Consider the following 25,699-nt stretch of genomic DNA (forward strand, 5'->3'; position numbering starts at 1 on the left):
ATGAAAGCAGAGGCGTTTGAGATTGGCGGCGAGCGCATTTTGCCCGGCGAACGACGGACTGTTGACTTACCTGTCAGCGTGCTTTCAGACCATACGCCCGTCACCATGTCGACCCATGTTATCAATGGCAAACGCCCCGGCCCAATTGTTTTTGTGAGCGCTGCTATCCACGGCGATGAAGTGATCGGCGTGGAGATTGTGCGCCGCGTGCTGCAATCGCCAAAATTGCGCGGGCTGCGCGGCACACTCATTTGCATCCCGATTGTAAATGCCTTCGGGTTTTTGAACCATTCGCGCTATTTGCCCGACCGCCGCGACCTCAATCGCAGCTTCCCCGGTTCTGAAACGGGCTCATTGGCGGGACGGCTGGCGCATTTGTTTATCTCTGAAATCGTCAAACGATCAGATTTTGGCATTGATTTGCACTCCGCCGCGAGCCATCGCGATAATTATCCGCAAATCAGGGTCACGCCGGGCCGCCCGAAGCTGCGTGAACTTGCCGACATGTTCGGCGCGCCTATTCTTTTAACATCAAAGGTGCGTGAAGGTTCGCTGCGCGAAGCCGCTTCCGCGGTGGATTGTGACGTTCTGCTCTATGAAGCCGGCGGCGGCTTGCGATTTGATGAGTTTGCCGTGCGCGTTGGTACCACCGGGGTGCTGCGCACCCTTCATGGCCTTGGCATGATTGCGGGCAAGCCTATTGCCCCCTCCAAAGCCAATCCCCTTGTGTGCAGCGACAGCTATTGGATGCGTTCGCCCGCTGGCGGGCTTTTGCGGACATTCAAAAAGTCTGGCGACACCGTTGTAAAAGGCGATGTGTTGGGCGTTGTCTCCGACCCGTTTGGCGAAGTAGAAACCCCCATTACGGCCAACACCGATGGTGTGATTATTGGCCGAAGCGAGCTGCCCATTGTCAATGAAGGCGATGCGACATTTCACATTGCGCAGCCTGCACGCCATCGCAATGCGGAAACGGCGCTAGACCTTTATACCGCAGACGTTGAAGGCTCGACCCTGTTTGACGAAGACGAGATTATTTAGCTGCCCGTCTCGCCATCCGATTTCGGCTTTGCACGCGATCTAGGCTTTGGCTTTGCCTGTGCTTTACCGGTCAGTTGATCCATAATTTTGGGATCAGCGGTGCGGATATTGAGATCGCGTTGTGGGAACGGGATTTCCACATTGTTTTCACGGAACACATTGTCGATGGCGAAAAGCAAATCGGTTTGCACACGCGGGTAGATTGTATAATCGTTCACATGGATGCGCAGTTGGAAATTGATTGAGCTATCGCCAAACCCTTCGAAGAACACAAAGGGTTCAGGCCGTTTCAAGACATTTTCATGATCGTGCGCCAACTCCAGCATCAAATCCCGCACCAACTCAAGATTGCTGCCGTAAGCAACGCCGATGGGGATATCCACCCGCCCCGAGCGGATTTTGTGGGTCCAGTTGCCAACAGGCGCGTTGATGAAGTCGGAGTTGGGAATGATGATGGTCTGGTTGTGAATTGTGTTGATCTCTGTCGCGCGCACGCTGATTTTTGACACCGTGCCGGAGAAGCCACTGGCTTGCACAAAGTCGCCCACCTTGATGGGGCGCTCCACAAGCATGATCAAACCAGACACAAAGTTGGAAACCACGTTTTGCAGGCCAAAACCAATGCCCAACGAAAGCGCACCGGCAACGATGGCAAGGCTACCCAAATCCACCCCTGCCCCGGTGATGCCTAAAAAGATCGAGAGCGCAATACCGACATAACCAACGCCGGTACGGATGGAATCCTTTACGCCATGGTCAGCTCGCGTCCGCTCCAACACGGTGTTGCCCAACCAGCTTTGGAACAGGCGTGTGACCGCAACGCCGATGGCAAATATGATGATGCCGTAAAAAATACTGGCAAGGGAAAACTCAAAACTGCCGATTTGAATGCCGACGATCGCTTGTCGCATCCAGGCGAACAAATCTTCAACACGAGAGCCCCATTGCAGCAAAATGGCCGGAATGGCCGCCAGCAACACCAAAATGAAAAAGCCAATGCTGGCAAAAAGGGCATACTGATCGACATCGGTCTCATCCAGTGAAAACCGATCCTTCAGCCACTGGCCCACGCGGGTTGGTGCCAGCACACCCGGCTTCCCCGCTTCAGAGGAAAGCAGATAACCCAAGAATGCTGTCGCTAGAATGGTGCCTGTGACCACCAATTGCTGCGCCATAAAGCGCGCAAGGCCAATATAGCCTGCTACGGCGGCCAAGATGATGGCGATGGACGCCAACAACAACGGAATGCGCACCCAAGGCGGCAGGCTGCGGGACACATCATCCTCACGCTTGTCGCGCACCCGGGCCAACAAGAGCAACAATACTGCAATGAGCACGGAGGCCAAAAAGCTATTGCCAATGGTGAAGGCCAATGGCGCATTGACCAATTGGCCGAGTTGACGTGTCAAATAATCAAGCGCGTGCACAAGCGCCAAAGAGCTGACGAGCACATGAATGCGCTGGGCGGCGAAACTGGACAGTGGCACTAGCCGCAACTCTGAATTACCGGGCGAAAATACCGCGCGGCTCAGGCGAAAAGCGAACGAAACGCCAAACACCACGATAAACAAGGTGCGCACAAAAACACGCAGCTCAGCATTGAACAATGATGCAAAATCCATCGCCCAATAACCCAGCGCGAGGGCCAGGCCCAACAGGCCAACCGGAATGATGGTGGTGGCGAATGGCAGGATGAGTGCGTTGAGCCGTGACGTGCTCGACGACAGAATACTGTTGGCGCGGCGCGTGAGCACAAGTACGCCGAGCAGCAAGATGCAAAAGAAAGCAAACACCAAACCAAATGGGCGCGGATCGGGTGCGACTTTTACGGTCCACCACGTGCGCAATTTGGATTGGAACCGGGAGATGGCTGTGAGGCTGTCACCCGATATACTGGCCAAAAGATCGATGGTTATGGGCGAGCGTTGCGACAAGCGATTGGTGAAAATCTGCCGCCGCAAGTCCGCAATCCGCTCAAAGGCTTTGTTGATATTTTGATCTAGTTCATCAGCGCGCGTTGTGACGATACGCAGTTCTTGGCGTTGCGCCATGGTCTCTTCGCGGTCACTACGTACTTGAAGGCTTTCGGATCCCCCTTCGGCCGGCGCTGGTCCTAAGGCTTCCAATTGGGCGGTCAGTACCGTGATCCGCTCCTCAACAGGCACGACAACTTCATCAATCGCGGATTGTAGATCAAGCAGCTTTGATCTCGCGCCGATCAAAGTGTTGTCATTGTCCGCGTTGTCGATCGTGCGGCCAATAAACTCAACACTGCGCTCGATCTTGTCGAGCTCCTCCAGCTTTTGCTCAACATCAATGGCTTGTGCAAATGCAATGCTGGTCATAAGGACCAGAGCGACAAGGGCCATCATAGCCCGATGCAAGATCGCGTAATTAGCAGAACTGTCTATTTTCATAAGGAGAATTTAGGCTGGCTGCCCTGATTTGGCAACTTGAATTCGGTGTCCAAAGATGCGGTGGGATTATGAATTGGCTTCAATCATGTCCACTGCGTTTTCCAGTTGCTGCTTTGCATCCACCAACGCGTTTGCGCGGCAAAGATCTGTCGCTTCCACCAAGAGTTCGATGAGCATGTTGAACTCTTCCGCGTTCAGATCGGCTGATAGAGACTGGTTTTCGAGCTCTTGCACATGGTCCAAACATGATTGCGCATCGGCATAGTCAGCCATGTCCTGCGCCTGAGCAGAACCAAATGCCATGCTGCCCACAAGTGCGGCCGCAGTAAAAACTTTAAATATCGCTCTCATATTGCACCTAACCGCAAATGGACCATAAATATGAAACGCAGCGCAATCCGCATTGGTTTCAATTTATATTTATGTGGGTGGCGCAAACAGGCTTTTTTAGGGCCGTGTGCTGCGCGCGTTTAAAATAACTCAAAGTGTGATTTTAATATCGCACCTGAAAGATGGATGCCGTTATTCAAATCCATCGCCCAAGCCGCCTTTGGCCAGCAATTCATCAATTGTGCTGCCGGGAATGCCGTTAGACAGTGCGCTAAACTCGGCACCGTCAAACATCTGCTGCGCCGCATCAACAATGGTTTTGTGGACGGCGCGCGCCAAGCTGCTGCCCAAGCTGATCCGCGCGACGCCAATTTCGGCAAAGTCGGCAATTTTGTATTGGGTGAAGGGCCCCGCGCACAGCGCATTGACCGGTATATCGACCGATTTGACGATGGTCGCAAGATCTTCAAATGATTTGGGCATGGGCACATAAACCACATCCGCCCCCACCTTTTCAAAGGCTTTAATCCGGCGGATGGCTTCATCTAACCCATAATGCCCCACCATGACACCGTCAGCGCGGGCGGTGAGCGTGAAGGTCATCCCCGTCTCGTCGCAAGCCGTTTTCTTGGCGTCGACCGCGGCCTCAATGCGTTCCACTGAAGTGCTAAAATCATATGCTGTTTGCGTTGGGAACTGAATATCCTCAATGCCACACCCGGCCACACCCATCGTAACGGATTGACGGACGGTTGCTTTGACATCGTCCAAGCTATCGCCAAAGCCGTTTTCCAAATCCGCATTAACAGGCAGAGTTGTGGCCCCATTGATGCTGACAGCGTGTGCAATTGCCTCTTCACGGCATAGTTTGCCACCATCAGGGCGGCCCAAAGTGAAGGCATGAGCAGCCGATGACGTGGCCAGCGCTTTGGCGCCGAGGGCGGCCATGAGTTGGGCGGTACCTGCATCCCACACATTTGCGAGAATAAAGGGCCCGTCTTTGTGCAATTGGGCAAATCGAACTGCCTTGGCACAATCGGCTGGTGTTATGGTTTCGCTGTGGGACAATGAGGACGACGAATTGTTCATGGTAAATACTCTGACAAAGAATGTGGGGAGTTTGGCCCAGTTCGTGCAATTTGACAATTGAGAAGCGGCAAAACTCTGTCCTCAGTCAAAACGCCAAGCAAAAATTAACCTTAGCGTGAATTATTCCCCTTCTATTTAACAGGTTAAACCCAATCGACACACAGTACGCCTAAGTTTTTCGCAGAGATGGAATTAAAAGGACGAGGGATATGCTCGATCGACGGATTGATGGGATTTTGACCGACTGGCAGGGGCACTATGCGTCATTGTTTGGCCAACATCCGCTGCGGTTACAACATAAATTGGGTGACACCGGGCTTTTCACAGATGAAGCGCTGGAAAGCATTTTGGAAAATGTCGACCGAAACGATTATCACGTCAATTATATGGATCCGAAAACAGGCGTGCGGCGCGAGGGCGAGTTCGGCAACGCCTCTGGCAAGCAGATATTAGAGGCCGTGAAGGCTGGCAATATCTGGATCAATTTGCGTGCGCCGGGCCGGCAAAATCCAGCCTTCGACGACATGTTGCGCGGCATCTATGATGATTTTGAAAAGCATGTGCCCGGGCTGAAAACCTACAAGCAGAACATGACCATTCTGATCTCATCGCCCAATGTGCGCGTGAAATATCATGTGGACGTGCCCGGCCAGTCACTGTGGCAGGTGCGCGGGCGCAAAAAGGTTTTTGTTTATCCCGCTGAGCCGCCCTTTTTGAGCGCCAATGGCATTGAAAAGGTCGTGATCAACGAAGCCCATGAAACCGACATCCAGTTTCAAGAGTGGTTTGACGATTATGCAACCGTTTATGACTTGGAACCGGGCGAAATGCTGCATTGGCCGCTGAATTGCCCGCACCGGGTTGAGAATTATGACTGCATGAACGTGTCTGTAACCACAGAACATTGGACGGATGCGCTGCGCAATAAATATGCGGTGAACTTTGCCAATGGCATGTTGCGCAAAATGGGGCTTAAGAACCTCGATCGCGGCACACGTGGGCTTACGTTTTACACCAAACTGGTTTTGGCCGGTGCAGTTAAATTTTCCGGTATCCAGCGCAAAGATGTTAAACCTTATAATGTAGACTTTGCTGTGGATCCGGATGCGCCAGACGGCGTGAAAGACATTCCGGCCTATCAGTTTACTAAATAGCTTCGGGGCAAAGCTTTTATGACCTTTGAGACAAAGGTGCTTCGTTCGGCAAACGAAATCCGAGCGATAAAAGACCAATGGCAGGCACTGGAAGATAAATCGGAAGGGGTTGCGCTATTTCAAAGTTTTGAATGGTGCGCGCACATCCTTGAACTTGATCGCGCAAATGGCGACGAGGATTATTATGTGATTTCGACGTTTGAGCAGGGCCAATTGGTGGCCTTGCTGCCTTTGTCGATTTGGCACAAAAAGGGCCGAAAAGTGCTCACCGGGTTGGGCGAGCCTTATCAGCAATATACCGAAATGTTGGCCGACCCCGCTTTTGACGCAACAAAACTGTTTGCGGCGATGCACGACGTGATCAAACAATCTGATGCTGACTATGTGCATTTCGGGCAAGTACGGTATGACGGGCCGCTTTATGCGGGCAGTCGCGCCTTTTTCGATCATGCAGAGGAAGAGAAAGCAGCGCCCTATGTGGATTTGGCCCAATGGGACAGCTATGAGACCTATTACGCGGCTTTGAAAAAAGCGACGCGCAAACGCTTGCGCAATGCGTATAATCGCTTCGAACGTGAAGGTGAGCTTGCGCATTTCCACGCCTTTGAAGGCAGCATGCTTGGCGCGGTGATCGACCGTTCGTTTGAAGGACGCGTTGAATGGCAGCAACGCATGGGCCTTACATCACGCGCCTTTCAGGATGATTCATTCCGTGCCTTTCTCAATCGGTTTAAAGACTGCACCGATGACAGCGTGAAGCCACTTGCATTTTGCTTGACGTTAAATGGTGAAGCTGTGGCTGATCAGTGGGGCTTCGTCTATAAGGACCGCTATTATGCTTATATGTCCACCTGGAATGAAGAGCATGCCTATGCTGGGCCCGGGCGCTTGCACCTGGGTGAGATCGTCAAGAGTTGCTATGACCTTGGCATCAAATATGTTGACTTTATGATCCCCTCTGTCCCCTACAAAATGATCTATGCGACGGGTGAAGTTGAAGCGAGCGACTTGATTAAACCGCTTTCGACGACAGGTTTTATCTATGCCAATATCTGGCTGAAACATATGCGCCCAAAGCTGAAAGCTATTATGCAGGCGATGCCCGCGGAACAGCGCAAAAAGATCATCAATACAGTGTTTAACCGAAAGTGATTGCTGGCATTAGCGGGATTTAAACCGCTTATGCGCTATTCCAAGTCGGAAACTGGAGAACGACTTATGGGTGAACGCCGCCAATTGGCGTCTAAATCCGCTTTGATTTTTGCTGTGCGCATTGGCGGCGCTGGCGTCATCTTTTTGGCGCAGGCGATGATCGCCCGCCTGTGGGGTGCCGCACAGCTTGGCGAATATTTGCTGGCGATTGCTGCGGCAAACCTGATGGCAATCGCATTGCCGATGGGTTTTCAAACGGTTGGGGCCTATTTTGCTGCAGAATACAAAGCCAAGAAAGATGGCGCGACCCTGTCGCGCTTTGCCATTTTGGCCTATGGCATGGCAATTTTCCCCGGCCTGTTATTACTCTATGTTGTTGGCCAGCTCATTCACTTCATTGGCCCAGCGGGCACTCTGCTGCAAAGCATTTGGCCGACGATCGCGATGATGGCGTTCGGCACAGCCATCGTCAATTTGAACGGTGCAATTTTGGTGGGGCTTAAAAAACCCTTCTTTGGTCTTTTTGCAGATACGATTTTTCGCCCGCTCTTCATTGTAATGGGCATTGTGATCGTGCTGTTTATCGGCGTTGAAAACGACCGTGTGGGCGCGTTGATCTGGTGGGTTGCCCTATTCTATCTGGGCTTGGCCACCGTCCATTTCTTTATCACTGTTCGCGCCATCCGAGACTTGCCGCGCGATGCGCCTGTCCCCACGTTTGAAGCCAAGCGATGGTGGGTCTACGCCCTCCCCTGGATTATTGTCGCGCTCAGTTCTGACTTCTTTTTTGATATTGACCTATTGCTGTTGTCCACCTTGCTGGACAAGGAGCAAATTGCGATTTTCGGGGTGTGCGCCCGCATGTTTGTGCTGGCCTCGTTCGGCATTATCGCGATTGGCGCGGTGGTGTCGCCAGACTTGCTGGATGCTGAAGAAAGACAAGACTTTGAAGCCCTTGAAGCCAAAATCGGTGACGCCAATATGGTGGGCACGGGCTTGGCCATTGTGCTGACCATCGGCGTGATGATCTTCAGCCCGGTTGTGTTTTATTTCTTCGGACCCGAGTTTGACCAAGGTGTCGTGCCGCTCACGATTCTATGCAGCGCGCTCGTAGCGCGTGCCGCTTTTGGCCCCGGTCCTGTTATTCTGTCCTCACGCAAAAAGCCCTATGCCAGCCTGCCGGCTATTCTACTGGGCCTTATCGTGCTTTTGGTTGCCAACTATCTTTTGGTTCCGCCGTTCGGATTGGTGGGTGCTGCGAGCGCCGCCGCCATTTCCTTTATTATTGGCGCGGGGGCCATTTGGTTCACAACGTGGCGCTTGACGGGACTGAACGTCTCACTGGCACCTGCCCTTAGGAAATATCTGACCCGCAGCGCTTAGAAATAGGCTAGCGGGTCAACGCCGATCACCGCCCCATGGGCATGCAAAATGGCCATATAGAGCACGGCGCCGATCACCAATTCGATCCAGAACTGGCCATCAAGAGCGCGGCGCAGCCGTTGGCCAAATGAGCCTGCCTCTTTTTGCAAAGCCTGCTGATATGCCGCGGCGGAAAGCTTTGTCGCCTTTGTTTTGTTGAGGCGCAGCATGCCCAACACGGAAAATGCCAGCATGATGCCAAACAACAAAATGTTGGCCAGTTCGCCATTCACAATGATGTGGGCAAACGCCCACAAGCCAAATGCGACGATGATCGGATGGCGAACAAGTGTCAAAATGCCGGGCTTTTTGTTTTCCATATCAATGTTGCGACGAAATGACACCGACAAGGAATTGGGCCGCATCGCCCCCATGACAAACAGGATTACAGCAACGAGCATCAGCCCCATGGCAATGCGCACCGTTGTTGGATCGGCGGCATAATAAACCGTTTTGGGCGCACGCAACGCGGCGGAAATCAACCAAACCAGCAAAACTGTTGAAAGAATCGAATAGCCGATTATGTATGTCTTACGGTTTGTTAGCGAAATAATCTTGCCCCGCAGGTCGCCGATCTGAGGCAGAATATGCGCGAAGAGGAAGACAAAAAGGGCGAGCAAAAATTCGGTCATTGTTCAAGGCTTTCGCATGATGAGTTAGCAAGGTTGTAGAACATATAGAATGTGGCGAATGCAATGGGGTTGAGCCTCAGAATCCATGTGACATTTTCACCTACACGTCTTATGATGAGGCGAATTCTCAAGTTAGGACAAAACGATGCGTTTAACAAAACAGTCCAATTATGCTGTGCGCATATTGATGTATTGCGCCAGCAATGAAAAGCTGAGCAAGATCTCCGATATTGCGGAGTTCTACGACATCTCTGAAACGTTCTTGTTTAAAATTTTGCAGATTTTGAACGCCGGCGGTTTTGTTGAAACCGTGCGCGGGCGCCATGGCGGGATCAAGCTGAAGCGACCTGCGGAAGAAATTGGCTTGGGCAAAGTGATCCGGGCCACGGAAGATAATTTCGACATGGCCGAATGTTTCGACCTTGATTCAAACACCTGCCCCTTGATCGGCACCTGCGGGTTTAACCACGCCCTTTACCGCGCATTGAATGCGTTCTTCGACGTATTGGATGAATATACGATTGCGGACCTGACCGACAATCGCCGCAATATTCGCGTTTTGTTGGAGCTGGATAGCGTGGTGCGCGACGCGCCAAAACGGGTTGATGCGTAAGTCACTGAATGTCGCCACTTTCAGGTGGTGAGTTGATTCACTTTTATCGCGGAAATGCTTATGGCGTTCGCCCAAAAATACGAAAAAGCGATTGAAGAACTTCGCGCCTCCAAGATTTGGGGCGCCAATCACGATCAACCGCTCAACAAAATCTATCGCAAACTGGGGCTGAAAGTGCCCCCGCCGCACTATGCATCATTCGGCCAAGTGTTTCTGGCCCATGGGGTGTTTTTCCTGATTATGTGGATTGTGCTTTGGATATTCAATCCATTCAGTTGGCCGGGCATGACGGTGACTTTTGTGGTTGTCACCGGCTTGCTGGGCGGATTGATCTATTCCGCGATTATGGCGGCTTACTATCGCTGGGATCGCAAGCGCCACAACCTTACCCCTTGGGACGAGCTTTAGTCCTGATCCATCGGCCATGTGTCACTGAGGCGGTAGCCTTCTGGCCATGGGTCGGACGGGTCCAGCATGTGCTGATGGGTGCCAGTGATCCAGGCGCGACCATTAATGCGCGGCAGAATGGCGTTGCGGTCTCCACATTTGACCTGTTCGGCAATATCGCAATTGAACTTTGAGCCTGTGATCGAAGTGGCGATATATTTGTCGGTTGCCTCCATTTCGCCCTTGGCCAGCATCAGCGCCATGCGGGCGGAGCAGCCTGTGCCGGTGGGCGAGCGGTCGATTTTACCCGGACGTATGGCCACGGCGTTGGCGCCGGAAAGATTGTTTCCTTCGCGGGTGGTTTTGCCCATAAATTGGCAGAAGGAAATATGATCCCAATCCGAGTTTTCCGGGTGGGTGAAGCCGAGTTGCGCGTTGGCGGCAGCGGTGATTTTTGTGCCGAGGTCTGCCAGTTTTTTGGCATTTTCCGGTTTAATCTCCAAGCCCAATGCTTCGGCGTCGACCATCACGAAGCTGTCGCCACCATAGGCGGTGTCGACGATGATTTCGCCCAAGCCTTCAACCTGAAGCGGCACCTGCAATTGGTCGACGAAACTCTTCACATTGGTGACGGTGATGCTTTCGGCTTTGCCATTTTTGCACTGCGCCACCACTTTGATCAGCCCGCCCGGCGCTTCCAGGGTCAGATGCGTTTCAGGCTCTGTCATCGGCAGAATGCCGCTGTCGAGCAACACGGTGGACACGCAGATGGAGTTGGAGCCGGACATGGGCGGCGTATCGGCTGGTTCCATGATGATGAACCCCATTTGCGCCTCAGGATGCTTTGGCGGCACCAACAGGTTCACATGGCGGAACACGCCGCCACGCGGCTCGTTCAGCACGAAATTGCGCAGCGTTTCATCCTGTTCGATGAATTTGCGCTGCTCCCAAAGGGTGTCGCCCGGCGGGGGCGCAACGCCACCGACAATCACATCGCCCACTTCGCCTTCGGCGTGGCAGGACACCACATGGATGGTTTTGCTTGACCGCATATTAGCCTCTCAATTCAAATTCGGGTTCACCCAACACGTCAAAATCTGGCTCCACGCCTAGGCCGGGTGCGTCCGCTGGCGACATATAGCCATCCACGCGCTTGGGGGCGCCTGCGGCGAAATCGACGGTGCCGTAGGAGTTAAAGTCGGTAGCAGAGAACGAGAATGCTTCCGGTGTGGATGCGGCCAGATGGGCGATGGTGGCGGTGACGATGTCGCCGCCCCATGTGTCCTCAATGGTCATGGCTAGGCCGGCATTGACGCAAATGTCGCGCATCAGGCGTGCCTTGGTGAGGCCACCAACTTTGGAGATTTTCAGATTGATCGCATCCATGGCATCGTCGGCCAAGCCTTTGCGCAACATGGCTTCATCAAAGATGTTTTCATCCATAATGAAGGGACGTGCTGTGCGGCGGCGAATGGACAGGCACTCTTCATAAGTCATGCAGGGCTGTTCGATATAAACATCCAAATGGGCCACGGCGGCGGCGACACGTGCGGCTTCGTGACGGTTCCAGCCGGTGTTGGCATCGGCCACCAGCACTTCGCCGCGGTCCAGCACCTCGCGGGTGGCGTGGATGCGGGCAATATCGTCATTGGCATCGCCGCCGACTTTCAGCTGGAATTTGGTGTAGCCCTCATTGCGATAGCCATCGATTTTCTTGGCCATCACTTCCGGGTCTTCCTGCGAGATGGCACGGTAAAGCGCGACCTTTTCCTGCTGTTTGCCGCCCAACAGGGTGTAAACTGGCAGGTCGGTGGCTTTGCCTAAAATGTCCCAACAGGCAATGTCGATGGGGGCTTTGGCGTATAGGTGACCGCGCAAGCCTGCATCCATGGCGTTGTTGATGATGTTCAGATCGCGTGGATCAAGGCCGATCACGTGGGGTGCCAGCTCTTTCAGCCCTTCACGCACGCCTTTGGCATAGCTGGGCAAATAGGCGGAGCCGAGCGGACAGCATTCGGCATAGCCTGTGATGCCTGCATCGGTTTCCACCGCCAGAACGGTTGAATCAAACACTTCAACAAAGTTGCCGTTTGACCAGTTGTAGCGGCCTTCTCTCAACGGCAAATCAATTTGATAAACGCGCAATGCAGTGATTTTCATAAATTCCTCCCTCGCTCCTTTGCCTATGGCAAAATGAAGCCATGTTTGAATGGGTCACGATCATCAACAAAGATCGTATTGTATCCGGTTTTGCGGGCCCAGCCGCCAATAGATGGAATGATGGCATCGCGGTCACCAACCTTGGTGGCCGCTTCAACTCGGCCTCGGAAGAGCGAGCCGATAATGCTTTCATGCACAAAATCTTCGCCCACGGCCAAATCGCCAAGCGCTACCCAATGGGCCATGCGGGCCGATGTGCCTGTGCCACAAGGTGAACGGTCGATGGCTTTGTCGCCATAAAATACCGCATTGCGGGCCGTGGCTTCGGGATCGCGGGCGGCGCCTGTCCAGAGGATGTGGCTCAACCCATTGATCTCAGGATGTTCGGGATGCACAAAGTCGTATTTCTCGTTGAGCGCGGCGCGCAATTGCGGTGACCAGCGGATCAAATCGAGGGATGACAGGCCCTCAATATCCTTGAAGTTTTCCTGCGCTTCGACGATGGCGTAAAAATTGCCGCCATAGGACACGTCGACGGTGATTTCGCCCAAATCCGGTACGGTGGCGGTGAGGCCTTTGGCATAAAGGAAGCTCGGCACATTGGTGATGCGGACTTCTTCCACATAGCCGTCCTTCATGGTGTATTCCGCCTTGATGCGCCCGGCGGGGGCATCGAGATAGAGCACGCCCGGTTCTTTTGGCGTGACCAGCCCTTCTTCCAGCGCCATGGTGACGGTGCCGATAGTGCCGTGGCCGCACATGGGCAAGCATCCAGAGGTTTCGATAAACAGAATGGCGATGTCGCAATCATCGCGGGTGGGCGGATAAAGGATCGCACCAGACATCACATCGTGGCCGCGCGGTTCAAACATCAGGCTGAGGCGCACCCAATCATATTCGGCCAAGAAGTGGGCGCGCTTTTCGATCATGTTCGCGCCTTTCAAGTCTGGCCCACCGCCCGCCACAAGGCGCACGGGGTTGCCGCAAGTATGTCCATCAATGCAGAAAAAGCTGTGTTTCGCCATGGGAGTTTCCTAAAAACGAGACGGATTAAAGGGAGTTAAATCAAGTGACGGGGTTTGACCGTCGATCAGTTCGGCCATCAGTTTGCCCGTGGCAAAGCATTGGGTGAGCCCCAAATGGCCGTGACCGAATGCGTAGCTGACATTGGGCGTGTGGGCGCTTTTGCCGATGGCGGGCAATGTGTCTGGCAAGGAGGGTCTAAAGCCCATCCATTGGGTGCCCTGCTCTGTTTTCAAGTCTGGCATAAAGCGCTTGGCCTTTTGCAGCATGATTTCAGACCGCTTGTAGTTTGGCGCCGCGTCAAACCCGGCAAATTCGACCGCGCCGCCGACACGGATACCGGTGGAGAGCGGAGTCATAACAAAGCCATGCTCGCCAAAGATCAATTGACGCTTCAGGTCGAACGCTTCGACGGGCAAAGTGGTGTTGTAGCCGCGCTCGCTTTCAAGCGGGATATGATCACCCACCTGCTTGGCCAACTGATGCGACCATGCACCAGCGGCGACGACCACATGTTTGCCCGAGAGCATATCGCCATCGGCAAGCATCACCTCACCCGCTTTGGAAATGGCTTTGACGTCTTGCTCGATCAGCTCGCCACCATCCTGCTGCACCATGCGCCACAGGGTTTGGGCAAATTCGAACGGGTCATTGACCGTTTGCCACTTCGGAATGAAGGTGGCGCGTTTGATGTGGTTGGAAAGGCCCGGCTGCAAGTCGGCCAAGCGGGTTGCGTCCAGATGCTCAAACTCGATGCCGAACTCCTGTCGCGCTTGCCAGCTGGATTGGCTGGCGGCGAACTCGCGCTCGCTTTCATAAAGATGCAGCGCACCATCGGTGCGGATTTGATTGCCGATCTGCGGAATCTGCGCCATGCGATCGACTTCGCTGGCAGAAAGGTCGAGCAAGGCTGATTGAGCGACAATGGATTTGCGATATTGATCCGGCCAGGAGGCGCGGAAGAATTTGAGCAGATAAGGCACAATATTGAGCGCATATTGCGGGCGTACCGAAAGTGGGCCCAACGGATCAAGCAGCCATTTTGGCGCTTTGCGCATGATGCCCGGCGAGGCAAGCGGGAAAATATCGGCCAAGGCAAAGGCCCCGGCATTGCCCAGGCTAGCTTCTTGCGCCACGCCTTTGCGGTCCACCAATGTGACTTTACGCCCAGTCTGCTGCACATAGTGGGCGATGGCCAAGCCAATGATGCCGGCGCCGATAATAATCACATCATGTTTGGGTTGCGTGGCCATAAGCGCCTCTTAAAATTGAAGAAATGCCCGGCGGCGTGCACCGCCGCCAGGCGCACACCTTATGGGAGGGTGTAAGCTGTTTTAACGGTGGTGTAGAATTCGGCCGCGTAAGTGCCCTGCTCGCGAGAGCCGAAGCTGGATCCTTTGGTGCCGCCAAATGGCACGTGATAATCCACGCCCGCGGTGGGCAAGTTCACCATCACCATGCCGGCTTCGGCATTGGCTTTGAAGTGTGACGCGTGCTTCAGCGATGTGGTGCAGACGCCGGATGACAGGCCAAACTCGGTGTCATTGGCCACGGCAAGCGCCTCATCATAATCCTTCACGCGCACCACGCTGGCCACGGGGCCAAACACTTCTTCGCGGTTGATGCGCATGTCGTTGGTGGTTTCAGTCACCAAGGCAGGCGCCATGAAGAAGCCTTCTGTGTCGCGGTTCAGGCGCTGACCGCCGATGACTTTGCCGCCATCTTTGGCTGCGATGTCCACATAATCCAGGTCTTGCTGAAGCTGCTTTTCGTCCACAACCGGGCCAATATGGGTTTCTTTGCGCAAGGCATGGCCCACATTGAGATTGTTCAACCGCTCTTCAACAGCCGCAACAAATTTGTCGTGGATGCCTTCGGTCACGATCAAACGTGATGAGGCGGTGCAGCGTTGACCAGTGGAGAAATAGGCACCGTTTACGGACACATCAACAGCAATGTCGAGGTCTGCATCGTCCAGCACAACCATTGGGTTTTTGCCGCCCATTTCAAGCTGCACTTTTTTCAGCAATTTGCCGCAATCGGCGGCGATGGCACGGCCTGTGCCGACGGAGCCGGTGAAGCTGATGGCGTTGACTTTGTTCGAACCGATCAATTCTGGTCCGACAACAGAGCCGCGGCCAAACACAAGGTTGAACACGCCTTCTGGCAAGCCAGAACGGGAGATAATGTCAGCCAAAGCATGGGCGCAACCGGGCACCAATTCCGCAGGTTTCAGCACAACAGCATTGCCGAAGGCCAAAGCAGGCGCAATTTTCCATGCGGGAATTGCGATGGGGAAGTTCCACGGCGTGATCAGGCCGACAACGCCAACGGGCGAACGGGTAACGTCCACACCAATGCCGGGGCGCACAGACGCGAGAATATCGCCAGTTTGGCGCAAGGTTTCGCCCGCGAAGAATTTGAAGATTTGGCCAGCGCGTGCGGCTTCGCCAATGCCTTCAGGCAAGGTTTTGCCCTCTTCACGCGACAGCAATTCACCCAGTTCCGCTTTGCGCGCCAAAATCTCACTGCCGATAAAGTCCAGCACGTCAAAACGCTGCTGCGGTGTGGATTTTGCCCATTGTGCGGCGGCGCCAGAGGCCGCGTCGATTGCGCGGGCCATATCATCAGCGCCACCCACGGCGGCATGCCCCAAAATGTCTGAGGTGTCCGATGGGTTTACATTGGGGGTGCTGTCAGATGTCTCATGCCAGGCACCGCCAATAAAGCTTTTATATTCCATTAGTTACTCCAATCTACAGGATCGTGGTTTGGCGTATTTTCGTATTATTCAGTGAGAGCCAACACGTCCGGTTGCTGGCTCCAATCTTTATACCAAGCGCGGAACAAAGCATATTGTTGTTCAACGTAATTACGCTGGGCATCCGACAATTTGTCGGTTTCGTTGAAGTGCAGCTCATATCCGCTGTCGCCATTGAGCACCATCAAATGCTTGTAATAAAGCACCAGATCTGCGCCCTCATCGAATGAGGACAGTACGGCCAAGGCTTCATCCAGCTCATTGGCTTTTAACCGCGCCGCGGCGTTGCCAGTGGCCGCTTTTTGCGACAAAGCCACGAGGTGCAGTACTTCTTTTGGCAAGGCATTGCCAATGCCGGTGATGGCACCGCCTGCGCCGCAATTGACGAAGCCATGCACAACGGTTGTGTCCACACCGATCATCAGCGTCACATCGTCGGATTGGCTGGTGATATATTCAGCAGCGTAGCGCAGATCGTCTTTGCCGCCGAACTCTTTAAAGCCGACCAGATTTTTGTGGTCCTTGCGCAGATCAAAGAACAGGTCCGCACGGGTGGCAAAGCCATAATAAGGGCTGTTGTAAATCACGGCGGGCAGATCAGGCGCTGCGTTCAAAATGCCTGCAAAGTGAGCGCGCTGCGCGGTTATGGAGGTGCCGCGTGACAAAACGCGCGGGATCACCATCAAGCCATGTGCGCCGACTTTTTGCGCGTGGGCGGCATGTTCAGCAGCGATTTTTGAATTGACCGCGCCGGTGCCCACAATGGTTGGCACGCCAGCTTCCACCAAACGGGCAACGCCAGTTTGACGATCTTCATCGGTAAGCAACGGCCAATCACCCATTGAGCCGCAATAGACCACGCCAGACATGCCAGCTTCGATCAGCTCTTTGCCTTTGCGCACCAATGCATCAAAATCAGGCGTGCGATCCGCCTTACAAGGGGTCATCAAAGCTGGGATACAGCCGGTGAAAATATTCGCAGTCATTGCTCTTGTTCCTTCGCCATAGCTTTCTCGTGGCACAGGCCGCTTGTTTTTGACCTGTGCGGATTCGTTTATCAGTGGTTATAGAAAATCTATCGCACGTTGGCCAAAAACTTGGCGGTGCGCTCGCTTTTCTGGTTGTTAAATATTTGGTCCGGCGGGCCGATTTCTTCCATCACGCCTTCATGGAAATAGGCCACGCGGTCACTCACATCGCGGGCAAAGCCCATTTCGTGGGTGACGCAAATCATGGTCATGCCCTCTTCTGCCAGAAGCCGCATCGTGTCCAACACTTCGCCGACCAATTCTGGGTCCAGCGCGGATGTGGCTTCGTCAAACAGCATATATTCCGGTTCCATGGCCAATGCGCGGGCAATGGCCAAACGCTGTTGCTGGCCGCCGGACAAAGCTGAGGGGTAGACATCAATTTTGTCGTTCAAGCCCACATGCTCAAGCTGGGCACGGGCAATCTCTCGGCTCTCCGCCTTGGATCTTCCCTTCACAATGCGGGGGGCCAGGGCGACATTTTCCAATGCGGTCAAATGGGGGAAAGAATTCCATTGTTGAAACACCATGCCCATTTTTGTGCGCAGCTTGTTGAGGTTGGTTTCTTTGGCGTGCACAGACACGCCGTCGACCTTCACTTCGCCCTTTTGAATCGCCTCCAGCCCATTGATGCAATAAAGCAAGGTGGATTTGCCTGAGCCAGACGCACCGATGATGGACAGCACTTCGCCTTTTTCCACATTCAGATCAATGCCTTTAAGCACATGCAAATCACCAAAATATTTGTGCAGTTCTTTAATTTCGATCATGACTGCCACTTCCTTTCAAGATGTGCTGCATAGCGGGAAATTGGGAAGGACAATGCGAAATAGAACGCACCGGCCACCGCGAGCACAAGCAAGGGTTGTTGGGTTCGCGTGATCAAATCACGCGCGACTTTCAAGAGTTCTGGATGGCCCAAAACGGACACGAGGGCACTATCTTTCAACACGCCAAGCGCAACACCGACCCATGAGGGGAACACAGCGCGCAAGCCAATTGGCCACACCACATGGCGCATGGTTTGAAAATAGCTCAAGCCCAAAGACCGCCCTGCCCGACGCATTGGTTTGCCGACGGATTCGATGCCGCCGCGGGCCACATTGGCCACCAAGGCTGAGGTGTATACACCCAGAATGATCACGCCAGCTGTAAAGGGGCTCACCGCCAAACCGATGACGTTGAACAGATTGTAGAACAACACCAATTGGATGATCAGCGGCACGGAGCGAAATGCATCCAGCACAAAGCCAATCGTGATTGAGCCGACGACTTTAGATTCCGACAAGATCCAGCCGAAAAAGATGCCCATGACCGTACCTGCCGAGATCGACAAAACGGAAATCAAAAGGGTTTGCCACGCGGCCTGCGCCAGATACCAAAGGTCTTTTGGTCCAAAACCGGAGAAAAATGAGATGGGTTCGTTCATCTGAATATCCTCCGTTTAATATCGGAACAAACGCCAAGCCAAAAGCCTGGAGATGCCGAGAATGAGTTTCACCATCACGTAATAGATGAGCGCGGCGACCGCGAAATACTCAAAAATACGGAAGGTCTTGAAGGCTTGCGCCTGGGTTTCGCCGGCCAATTCACGGAAGCCGACAATCATCGCCAGTGAGCTCATCAATACCGCCCACACCAACTGGTTGGTCAGCGGGTGGTAAACGATGCGGAACACTTGCGGGATAATGATGCGGATATAGGCTTGCGCTGATGACATGCCCAATGAACGTGCCGCACGCAATTGCGTATCGGGCACAGCTTGGAAGCCACCGCGAAAGTTTTCTGCCAAATAGCCAGCATTGTTAAAGGACAAGCCCATCAACACGATCAGGTAAGGCGTCAGGTTCAACCCGAATGCGCCAAGGCCGAACGAAAAGAAAAAGAGCTGAAACAAGGCTGGTGTATTCCGGGCTGTTTCGATCCAGCCACTTGCCACCCAGGCCAGCGGCTTCGGACCGCCGATGCGCAGCAATGCGAGCACCAAGCCAATGGCAATGCCAATAATCATTGAGAGCACCGAGACCTGCAAAGTGACCAAGCTGGCTTCGAGCAACTCAGGCAGTTTGCGGAACACCGGACGCCAGTGGAACGTGTAATCGAAGTTCACTGCGTCGCCTCCTTTGGTTAGGGTCTGGACCCGAGGTTGGTGATATCCACCCGCAACACACGAGGGGGCGTGTCGCGGGCAGACAATTTAATTCGCTTAGTACATCACGCCTGGGATGCGCAGTTCTGGCGCAGTATCGCCAACATATTTCTGCCAAAGCTCTTCATAACGACCTGAGCGCACCTGATGGGTGATGAACAGGTTGATATAATTGAGCCAAGACACGTCTTTACGCGGCGCTGCCACTGAGGTGTAGTCAGTTGTCCATGGCATACGTGGGCCAGGCACAATTGACTCGTACTGGTCAGAAACAGGCTTTACGGCTGTGTTTGTGGTGATGCCGGCATCGGCTTTACCTTGGGCAACAGCGAGGAACACTTCGTTTTCGCTTTGGTAGCCTTGGTAAAGGTTGCTTTCGCCCCACTCTTCAGCAATTTTCATCCATTCCTGCTCAGGCACGGTGCCCACAGCAGCTGCAACGCGCTTGCCCTTCATGTCTTCCAGGCTCTCGATGCCACTATCTTTACCCACAACTGCCTGCGCAAAGTAGATGGCGTAAGGAATTGAGAAGCCAACTGTTTTCGCACGTGCGAGTGAATCTGATGTGCCACCGAATACGACATCGGCACGGTTGGTCACGATGGCAGGCAAACGCTCTGCCCAAGTCACCGGCACGATTTCAGCGTCAACTTCAAGCGCTGCCGCCATGTCGTTACAATATTCAACGTCAAAGCCTGCAGGCTCATTGTTGGCGTCGCGATAGCCGATGGGTGGGAAATCCAACACCACCGCACAGCGCAACACGCCATTATTGATCACATCGTCCAGCTTGTCTGCGAACGCTTGTGGTGCGGCCAATCCAGCCATCACTGCCGCCATTGCGGCCACTTTTAGAAGTTTCATACGGTCCTCCCGAATAAGTTTTTGGCGATTTGCTCTCACGCACACCGGACGCCCTGCTTCAACTGCAATAATTTGCGGCACAACCAGGGAAATGCTTCGGCACAGCGAAGTGCACAAACCAAACCATCCAATGCGCGATCAACATTTCGCGCTCTACGCTTCTTTCTATAGCAATCAAATTGGATACAATCTACAATATTCTTTATATTTTATATCATTCTTTTGGATAAGATGTAGACAGAAATGAAAAAATGCATATTTTTCAGATGGTTATGATTTTAAAAATTGCAGGCAGTTTGCAGAAGCCCATTTCGGCACTACATGTAAGCCAGATTTTTTCAGAGATAGGACGCCCAATGACCGCACAAACAGCCCGATTTTGGAACAAAAAGGCGCAAGGTTATGCCGCCAAACCGCTCAGTGACGTCCAGTCTTATGAAGAAATGCTCACCGAGATTGGTCGGCATTTGTCGGCCAGCGACAATGTATTGGAGATTGGGTGCGGTACGGGCAGCACGGCGGTGCGCATGGCCGAGCAAGTGGCCAGCTGGACGGCGTCCGACATCTCATCAGAAATGATCCGCATCGCCAAAGGAAAGTCAGCGCCGGACAATACCGAATTTGTGGTTGCGGATGCAGACAGCAGCTTTGAGAAAGCGCCTTTTGACGTTGTATGTGCGTTCCATATTCTGCATCTGGTGCCAGACACGGAACAGACATTAAAAAGCCTCTTCAACCAGCTGAAACCGGGCGGGCTTTTCATTTCAAAAACGGTTTGTCCCGGCGATATGGGCATTATGCCCCGCTTGGTTTTGCCCGCAATGACGCTGTTTCGGCTTGCGCCGCCCAATGTCCATCTGCTTCAACGCGCTTCGCTCACACAGATGGTAAAAAGGGCTGGTTTTGAAATTATTGAACAAAAGACATTTGGCGGCCATACGGCAGCGCCTTTCATCGTGGCCCGCCGCCCTGCATAGGGCAATTGAGCCGCATTATGAAACAATACCATGATACAGACTTGGCGGAATCCATGTCTGTCAGATATGTTGGGATCAAATTGTTTTTGAGCATAAGAGTCTTATGAAATTTAACGCAACCAATGTGCGCGCGTCGGCTTCGGCAGCCGATCTAATCTTTGAAGCCCTGCGCGAAGCGATCTTCACCGGCGAAATTGGCGCGGGTGAACATTTGCGGCAAGACGCGCTGGCAGAGATGTTCAACACATCACGTATTCCGGTGCGTGAGGCGCTTTCCCGGCTGGAGCAGCAGGGGCTGGTGAAGACAGAACGCTATAAGGGCACCACGGTCACCTCCCTCTCTGTCGATGAGGTGCGTGAGGTTTTTGAGTTTCGTGCGCTGCTGGAAGGCGAAGTTATCCGCTATGCGGTGGAGAACATGGATGATGAAACGATTGAGAAAGCCCGCCGCGCCTGCGATGCCTTTGCCACCGAGACCGATTCGGCACGATATGGCGAACTCAATCGTGATTTTCACTATGCGCTTTATGCTAAAGCGGAGCGCCCCTACCATTTGAAAATTGTCAGCCAGGCGCTTGATCGCATTGAGAGCTATTTGCGGGCGCAATTGGTGCTGACGGATGGCATGGAACGGGCGCGGCGCGAACATATGGGCATTTTGGAAGCCTGCATTGCGCGCGACAAGGAACGGGCGGCCGAATTGACGCGTGCGCATATTTTGGGCGCCAGCGCCTCGCTGATCAGCTTTTTAGAAACACGCGAGAACAGCAAATAAAAAGGCGCGTTTTGCAACGCGCCTTAAAAGATTCGATCTGAGTTATTGCTTACGCAACTTGCTCTTTTTCGAATGGCTTATTGTCACGCAACCATGTGATGACGTGCTCTGGGCTCGATACTTCATAAGGGTCTGTTGGGCAATCATCTTCAAAGCCCGCCTCTGGGAACCAGCCCACAATTTCACCATCTTCAATGATGGCGGCATAGCGCCATGAGCGATAGCCAAAGCCAAGATTGTCTTTTTTGACCAACATGCCCATCTTACGGGTAAATTCGCCAGAACCATCAGGGATCAAACCCACATTCTCAACGCCTTGGTCTTTGCCCCATTTGTTCATCACGAACGCGTCGTTCACGCTCAAGCAATAAATGGCGTCGATGCCCTCTTCCTGAAACTCACCAAACAATTTCTCATAGTTTGGCAGCTGATAAGTGGAGCATGTTGGGGTAAACGCGCCTGGCAATGAAAACAACACCACACGTTTGCCTTTGAAATAATCGTCAGTTGTCTTTTCTTCCCAGCGGAATGGGTTTGGGCCTTCAATTGACTCATCGCGAACGCGAGTCTGGAAAGCTACCTTTGGAAGTTGCATGCCTACATGAGCCATTATCATCACCTCTTTCGATCAAAATTCTGTTGATTGTTCGCCCAAAAGTGCCCTGCTGCTCCAAATGATGAGCACCACTTATTTGTTTCAAATGAAAGCACTATAGAATGCGAACAATTCGCAGCTGCGCTCTTAACGCACTTTGATGAACTTCTCAAGATGTCGGCGCCGACATGCGCCATTTGGTCGCCTATTTCGCCAATTTATGCACGTATTATTTGCCATGGTTTCAACGCCCTCAAATTAGTGCGAAAAAAAATTTGACCTTTTGATAAAAATAATTCAAGATTTTCAAATCGGATCACGACGCGTGAGCGCTGAAAAAGTTTGAGGAGACTTTTGTCCAGCACAATTGCTTACCAACAGGTCGTGGCAAATTAGGGAGGGGAAACGATGTCTGATCGACAGCCATTGTCGCGCGATGTGCAGAGTGCACGCTTAGACTCCGCGCAATATGATGAGAATTTTTCGGATTTACACGCGCCACTAGACTGGCACGAAGCGAAGGTGGAAGCGGAGCGCTGCTATTTTTGTTATGACGCACCGTGCATGACCGCCTGCCCAACCTCCATTGACATCCCCCTCTTCATTCGGCAGATCGCTGCTGATAACCCCACCGGGTCAGCCAAGACGATTTTCAATCAAAACATTATGGGCGGCATGTGCGCCCGCGTTTGCCCCACTGAAACCTTGTGCGAAGAAGTGTGTGTGCGCGAAGAGGCAGAAGGCAAGCCCGTTAAAATCGGTCAACTGCAACGCTATGCGACGGACCACTTTATGGAAGGTGATCGTCCTCACCCCTTCACCCGCAAAGCTGAGACAGGTAAGAAGGTTGCCATTGTCGGCGCAGGCCCAGCAGGCATGAGCTGTGCCCACCATTTGGCGCGCGAAGGCCATGACGTGACCGTATTAGAAGCACGCAACAAGGCGGGTGGTCTGAACGAATTTGGCATTGCCAGCTACAAATCAACCGAAAATTTTGCCCAACGCGAAATTGAGTTTCTTTTGGAAATTGGCGGGATTGAAATCAAAACTGGGCAACGGTTGGGGCAGGAAATCGCGCTCGACCAATTGGCCAGCGATTATGATGCTGTGTTTTTGGGCCTCGGGCTAAAGAACACAAACCGTCTCAATCTCGAAGGCGAAGATGCGCCCGGATGTGAAGACGCCATTGATTATATTGCGGCCCTTCGGCAGGCCGAAGACAAATCCAGCCTCTCAGTGGGGCGCAATGTTGTGGTGATTGGTGGTGGCATGACGGCCATCGATATTGCCATTCAAACCAAATTGCTTGGCGCAGAGAATGTGACCATTTGTTATCGCCGCGGACAAGACGCGATGAATGCCAGCCTTTATGAGCAGGAATTGGCGCAAACCCATGGCGTGAAGATTATGCACTGGCGGCAGCCAAACAGCATTCAACTGAATGGCCAAGGCGAAGTTTGCGGGCTGGAAGTGGAAACCACATCGAATGAAGGCGGCAAGCTTTCCGGCACAGGCGAAATGCAAATTATTCAAGCTGATCAAATCTTTAAAGCCATTGGCCAAAAGTTTGATTCAAGCCTTTTGAGCGATCATCAGGTGGATCTTGAGCATGGTCGGATCAAAGTGAGCGACACACGGCAAACCTCGCACCAAAAGATTTGGGCGGGCGGCGATTGCATCGTCGGCGGCGAAGATTTGACGGTGGTAGCCGTTGAAGACGGCAAAGTCGCAGCACAACATATCAATTCAGTTTTACAGGGTTAGGAGGAGAAACATCATGGCTGATTTAACCTCAAATTTTCTAGGCATTTCGTCTCCCAACCCATTTTGGCTGGCCTCTGCGCCCCCTACCGACAAAGCATACAATGTGGAACGCGCATTTGAAGCGGGCTGGGGCGGTGTCGTTTGGAAAACACTCGGCTCAGAAGGCCCACCAGTGGTCAATGTGAATGGTCCGCGCTATGGCGCAATTTATGGACATGACCGGCACCTTATCGGGCTCAACAATATTGAATTGATCACCGACCGCGACCTTTATGTGAATTTGAAAGAAATCACAGAAGTGAAAAAGCGCTGGCCCGATCGTGCGATCATCGTATCGCTGATGGTGCCTTGCGAGGAAGAAAGCTGGAAAGCAATCCTGCCGCTGGTGGAAGAAACAGGCGCTGACGGAATTGAGCTGAACTTTGGTTGCCCACACGGCATGAGCGAACGCGGCATGGGCGCCGCTGTTGGCCAGGTGCCGGAATATATCCAAATGGTCACTGAATGGTGCAAAAAGTACTATTCAAAGCCCGTTATCGTAAAGCTAACGCCGAACATCACCGATGTGCGCTATCCAGCGCGTGCGGCCAAAAATGGCGGCGCGGATGCGGTGAGCTTGATCAACACCATCAACTCCATTGTTGAAGTTGATCTGGATAATTTCGCCCCTGTGCCCACCATTGACGGCAAAGGCTCGCACGGCGGCTATTGCGGCCCAGCGGTGAAACCCATCGCCATGAATATGGTGTCGGAAATTGCGCGCGATCAAGAAACGGCCGGACTACCGATCTCAGGGATTGGCGGCATCACCACATGGCGTGATGCGGCTGAATTTATCTCCCTTGGTTGTGGCAATGTGCAAGTGTGCACCGCTGCCATGACCTACGGCTTTAAAGTGGTGCAGGAGATGATCACCGGGCTTAGCGATTGGATGGACGAAAAAGGCATTAAGTCCATTGATGAATTTGTGGGCCGTGCCGTGCCGAATGTGACGGATTGGAAATATCTCAACCTCAACTATGTCACCAAGGCCAAGATCAATCAGGATTTGTGCATTGAGTGTGGCCGTTGCTACATTGCCTGTGAAGACACATCACACCAGGCGATCACCAATATGCTGGATGGCAAACGCCACTTTGAAGTGATTGACGAGGAATGCGTGGGATGTAATCTATGTGTAAATGTCTGCCCGGTTGATGATTGCATCACGATGGAAGCCATCGACGGAACAGATCCACGCACAGGCAAACCGGTTGATCCAGAATATGCCAACTGGACGACGCACCCGAACAATCCAAGCGCCAAGACGGAGGCGGCAGAATAACGCAAGATCCCGCCCTAACAGCTGAGCGCCCTTATTTTAAGC

At 53.1% G+C, this 25,699-nt stretch carries 25 protein-coding genes; 10 read left to right on the forward strand and 15 right to left on the reverse strand.

What is annotated here, in order from left to right; translation table 11 throughout:
• A complete protein-coding gene (locus MXMO3_RS12605; RefSeq protein ID WP_027833454.1) occupies positions 1 to 1,041 on the forward strand; it encodes a succinylglutamate desuccinylase/aspartoacylase family protein in 1,041 nt (346 codons plus the stop codon).
• On the opposite strand, the gene MXMO3_RS12610 is transcribed toward MXMO3_RS12605, so the two are convergent.
• The 3 genes from MXMO3_RS12610 to MXMO3_RS12620 all read right to left on the reverse strand — a co-directional run bounded on the left by MXMO3_RS12610 (position 1,038) and on the right by MXMO3_RS12620 (position 4,877).
• A complete protein-coding gene (locus MXMO3_RS12610) occupies positions 1,038 to 3,413 on the reverse strand; it encodes a mechanosensitive ion channel domain-containing protein (protein WP_162889258.1) in 2,376 nt (791 codons plus the stop codon). The genes MXMO3_RS12605 and MXMO3_RS12610 overlap by 4 nt on opposite strands.
• 111 nt (positions 3,414 to 3,524) lie before the next feature.
• Entirely contained in the window at positions 3,525 to 3,809 is a 285-nt protein-coding gene (locus tag MXMO3_RS12615) for a hypothetical protein (protein WP_117396106.1), read from the reverse strand.
• A 171-nt stretch (positions 3,810 to 3,980) separates the two neighbouring features.
• Positions 3,981 to 4,877: an isocitrate lyase/PEP mutase family protein gene (locus tag MXMO3_RS12620; protein ID WP_117396107.1), complete on the reverse strand. Its 897-nt coding sequence runs from the start codon at positions 4,875 to 4,877 to the stop codon at positions 3,981 to 3,983.
• 209 nt (positions 4,878 to 5,086) lie between these two features.
• On the opposite strand from MXMO3_RS12620, the gene MXMO3_RS12625 reads away from it, so the two are divergent.
• The 3 genes from MXMO3_RS12625 to MXMO3_RS12635 all read left to right on the forward strand — a co-directional run bounded on the left by MXMO3_RS12625 (position 5,087) and on the right by MXMO3_RS12635 (position 8,566).
• Entirely contained in the window at positions 5,087 to 6,031 is a 945-nt protein-coding gene (locus MXMO3_RS12625) for a cupin-like domain-containing protein (RefSeq protein WP_036220727.1), read from the forward strand.
• An 18-nt stretch (positions 6,032 to 6,049) separates the two neighbouring features.
• On the forward strand, positions 6,050 to 7,183 hold the full coding sequence (locus MXMO3_RS12630; RefSeq protein ID WP_117396108.1) for a GNAT family N-acetyltransferase: 1,134 nt from the start codon (positions 6,050 to 6,052) through the stop codon (positions 7,181 to 7,183).
• Between the two features lie 66 nt (positions 7,184 to 7,249).
• Positions 7,250 to 8,566 (forward strand): lipopolysaccharide biosynthesis protein, encoded by a 1,317-nt coding sequence (locus MXMO3_RS12635; protein ID WP_162889259.1) that lies wholly within the window; start codon positions 7,250 to 7,252, stop codon positions 8,564 to 8,566.
• Here MXMO3_RS12635 and MXMO3_RS12640 read toward each other — a convergent pair.
• Positions 8,563 to 9,237, reverse strand: a complete 675-nt coding sequence (locus MXMO3_RS12640) for an NnrU family protein (RefSeq protein WP_117396110.1) — start codon at positions 9,235 to 9,237, stop codon at positions 8,563 to 8,565. The genes MXMO3_RS12635 and MXMO3_RS12640 overlap by 4 nt on opposite strands.
• A gap of 145 nt (positions 9,238 to 9,382) precedes the next feature.
• On the opposite strand from MXMO3_RS12640, the gene rirA reads away from it, so the two are divergent.
• Positions 9,383 to 9,850: an iron-responsive transcriptional regulator RirA gene (rirA, locus tag MXMO3_RS12645; protein WP_027833461.1), complete on the forward strand. Its 468-nt coding sequence runs from the start codon at positions 9,383 to 9,385 to the stop codon at positions 9,848 to 9,850.
• Between the two features lie 60 nt (positions 9,851 to 9,910).
• The gene (locus MXMO3_RS12650; RefSeq protein ID WP_117396111.1) at positions 9,911 to 10,258 is read left to right on the forward strand and encodes a DUF6404 family protein; all 348 of its coding nucleotides are present in this window, start codon (positions 9,911 to 9,913) and stop codon (positions 10,256 to 10,258) included.
• On the opposite strand, the gene MXMO3_RS12655 is transcribed toward MXMO3_RS12650, so the two are convergent.
• From MXMO3_RS12655 to MXMO3_RS12700, 10 genes are all read right to left on the reverse strand, one after another.
• A complete protein-coding gene (locus MXMO3_RS12655) occupies positions 10,255 to 11,289 on the reverse strand; it encodes a trans-3-hydroxy-L-proline dehydratase (RefSeq protein ID WP_117396112.1) in 1,035 nt (344 codons plus the stop codon). The genes MXMO3_RS12650 and MXMO3_RS12655 overlap by 4 nt on opposite strands.
• A gap of 1 nt (position 11,290) precedes the next feature.
• Positions 11,291 to 12,397: a cis-3-hydroxy-L-proline dehydratase gene (locus MXMO3_RS12660; RefSeq protein ID WP_117396113.1), complete on the reverse strand. Its 1,107-nt coding sequence runs from the start codon at positions 12,395 to 12,397 to the stop codon at positions 11,291 to 11,293.
• A 23-nt stretch (positions 12,398 to 12,420) separates the two neighbouring features.
• Positions 12,421 to 13,422: a 4-hydroxyproline epimerase gene (locus tag MXMO3_RS12665; protein ID WP_117396114.1), complete on the reverse strand. Its 1,002-nt coding sequence runs from the start codon at positions 13,420 to 13,422 to the stop codon at positions 12,421 to 12,423.
• Between the two features lie 9 nt (positions 13,423 to 13,431).
• Positions 13,432 to 14,673: an NAD(P)/FAD-dependent oxidoreductase gene (locus MXMO3_RS12670; protein ID WP_117396115.1), complete on the reverse strand. Its 1,242-nt coding sequence runs from the start codon at positions 14,671 to 14,673 to the stop codon at positions 13,432 to 13,434.
• A gap of 59 nt (positions 14,674 to 14,732) precedes the next feature.
• On the reverse strand, positions 14,733 to 16,163 hold the full coding sequence (locus MXMO3_RS12675; protein WP_117396116.1) for an aldehyde dehydrogenase family protein: 1,431 nt from the start codon (positions 16,161 to 16,163) through the stop codon (positions 14,733 to 14,735).
• Between the two features lie 44 nt (positions 16,164 to 16,207).
• Entirely contained in the window at positions 16,208 to 17,167 is a 960-nt protein-coding gene (locus MXMO3_RS12680; RefSeq protein WP_117396117.1) for a dihydrodipicolinate synthase family protein, read from the reverse strand.
• An 89-nt stretch (positions 17,168 to 17,256) separates the two neighbouring features.
• Positions 17,257 to 17,979 carry an amino acid ABC transporter ATP-binding protein gene (locus tag MXMO3_RS12685; RefSeq protein WP_027833469.1) on the reverse strand — a complete coding sequence of 241 codons (723 nt, stop codon included), beginning with the start codon at positions 17,977 to 17,979 and terminating at the stop codon, positions 17,257 to 17,259.
• Positions 17,976 to 18,638: an amino acid ABC transporter permease gene (locus MXMO3_RS12690; protein WP_027833470.1), complete on the reverse strand. Its 663-nt coding sequence runs from the start codon at positions 18,636 to 18,638 to the stop codon at positions 17,976 to 17,978. Before MXMO3_RS12690 ends, MXMO3_RS12685 begins: the two co-directional genes overlap by 4 nt.
• 15 nt (positions 18,639 to 18,653) lie before the next feature.
• Positions 18,654 to 19,319: an amino acid ABC transporter permease gene (locus MXMO3_RS12695; RefSeq protein ID WP_036220730.1), complete on the reverse strand. Its 666-nt coding sequence runs from the start codon at positions 19,317 to 19,319 to the stop codon at positions 18,654 to 18,656.
• Positions 19,320 to 19,415: 96 nt separating this feature from the next.
• Positions 19,416 to 20,222: a transporter substrate-binding domain-containing protein gene (locus MXMO3_RS12700; protein ID WP_205468016.1), complete on the reverse strand. Its 807-nt coding sequence runs from the start codon at positions 20,220 to 20,222 to the stop codon at positions 19,416 to 19,418.
• A 356-nt stretch (positions 20,223 to 20,578) separates the two neighbouring features.
• On the opposite strand from MXMO3_RS12700, the gene MXMO3_RS12705 reads away from it, so the two are divergent.
• Together MXMO3_RS12705 and MXMO3_RS12710 are read left to right on the forward strand one after the other, a co-directional pair.
• On the forward strand, positions 20,579 to 21,199 hold the full coding sequence (locus MXMO3_RS12705) for a class I SAM-dependent methyltransferase (protein ID WP_117396813.1): 621 nt from the start codon (positions 20,579 to 20,581) through the stop codon (positions 21,197 to 21,199).
• 103 nt (positions 21,200 to 21,302) lie between these two features.
• On the forward strand, positions 21,303 to 21,974 hold the full coding sequence (locus tag MXMO3_RS12710; RefSeq protein ID WP_027833474.1) for a GntR family transcriptional regulator: 672 nt from the start codon (positions 21,303 to 21,305) through the stop codon (positions 21,972 to 21,974).
• Between the two features lie 49 nt (positions 21,975 to 22,023).
• Here the strand turns inward: MXMO3_RS12710 and MXMO3_RS12715 are convergent, their stop codons facing one another.
• Positions 22,024 to 22,584 (reverse strand): peroxiredoxin, encoded by a 561-nt coding sequence (locus MXMO3_RS12715; protein ID WP_205468017.1) that lies wholly within the window; start codon positions 22,582 to 22,584, stop codon positions 22,024 to 22,026.
• A gap of 393 nt (positions 22,585 to 22,977) precedes the next feature.
• Here MXMO3_RS12715 and MXMO3_RS12720 point away from each other — a divergent pair, with 393 nt between their 5' ends.
• The gene (locus MXMO3_RS12720) at positions 22,978 to 24,333 is read left to right on the forward strand and encodes an NAD(P)-dependent oxidoreductase (protein WP_117396118.1); all 1,356 of its coding nucleotides are present in this window, start codon (positions 22,978 to 22,980) and stop codon (positions 24,331 to 24,333) included.
• 13 nt (positions 24,334 to 24,346) lie between these two features.
• The gene (preA, locus tag MXMO3_RS12725) at positions 24,347 to 25,657 is read left to right on the forward strand and encodes an NAD-dependent dihydropyrimidine dehydrogenase subunit PreA (protein WP_027833477.1); all 1,311 of its coding nucleotides are present in this window, start codon (positions 24,347 to 24,349) and stop codon (positions 25,655 to 25,657) included.
• The last annotated feature ends 42 nt before the right edge of the window (positions 25,658 to 25,699 follow it).

It is taken from the genome of Maritalea myrionectae (assembly GCF_003433515.1).
Taxonomy (GTDB): domain Bacteria; phylum Pseudomonadota; class Alphaproteobacteria; order Rhizobiales; family Devosiaceae; genus Maritalea; species Maritalea myrionectae.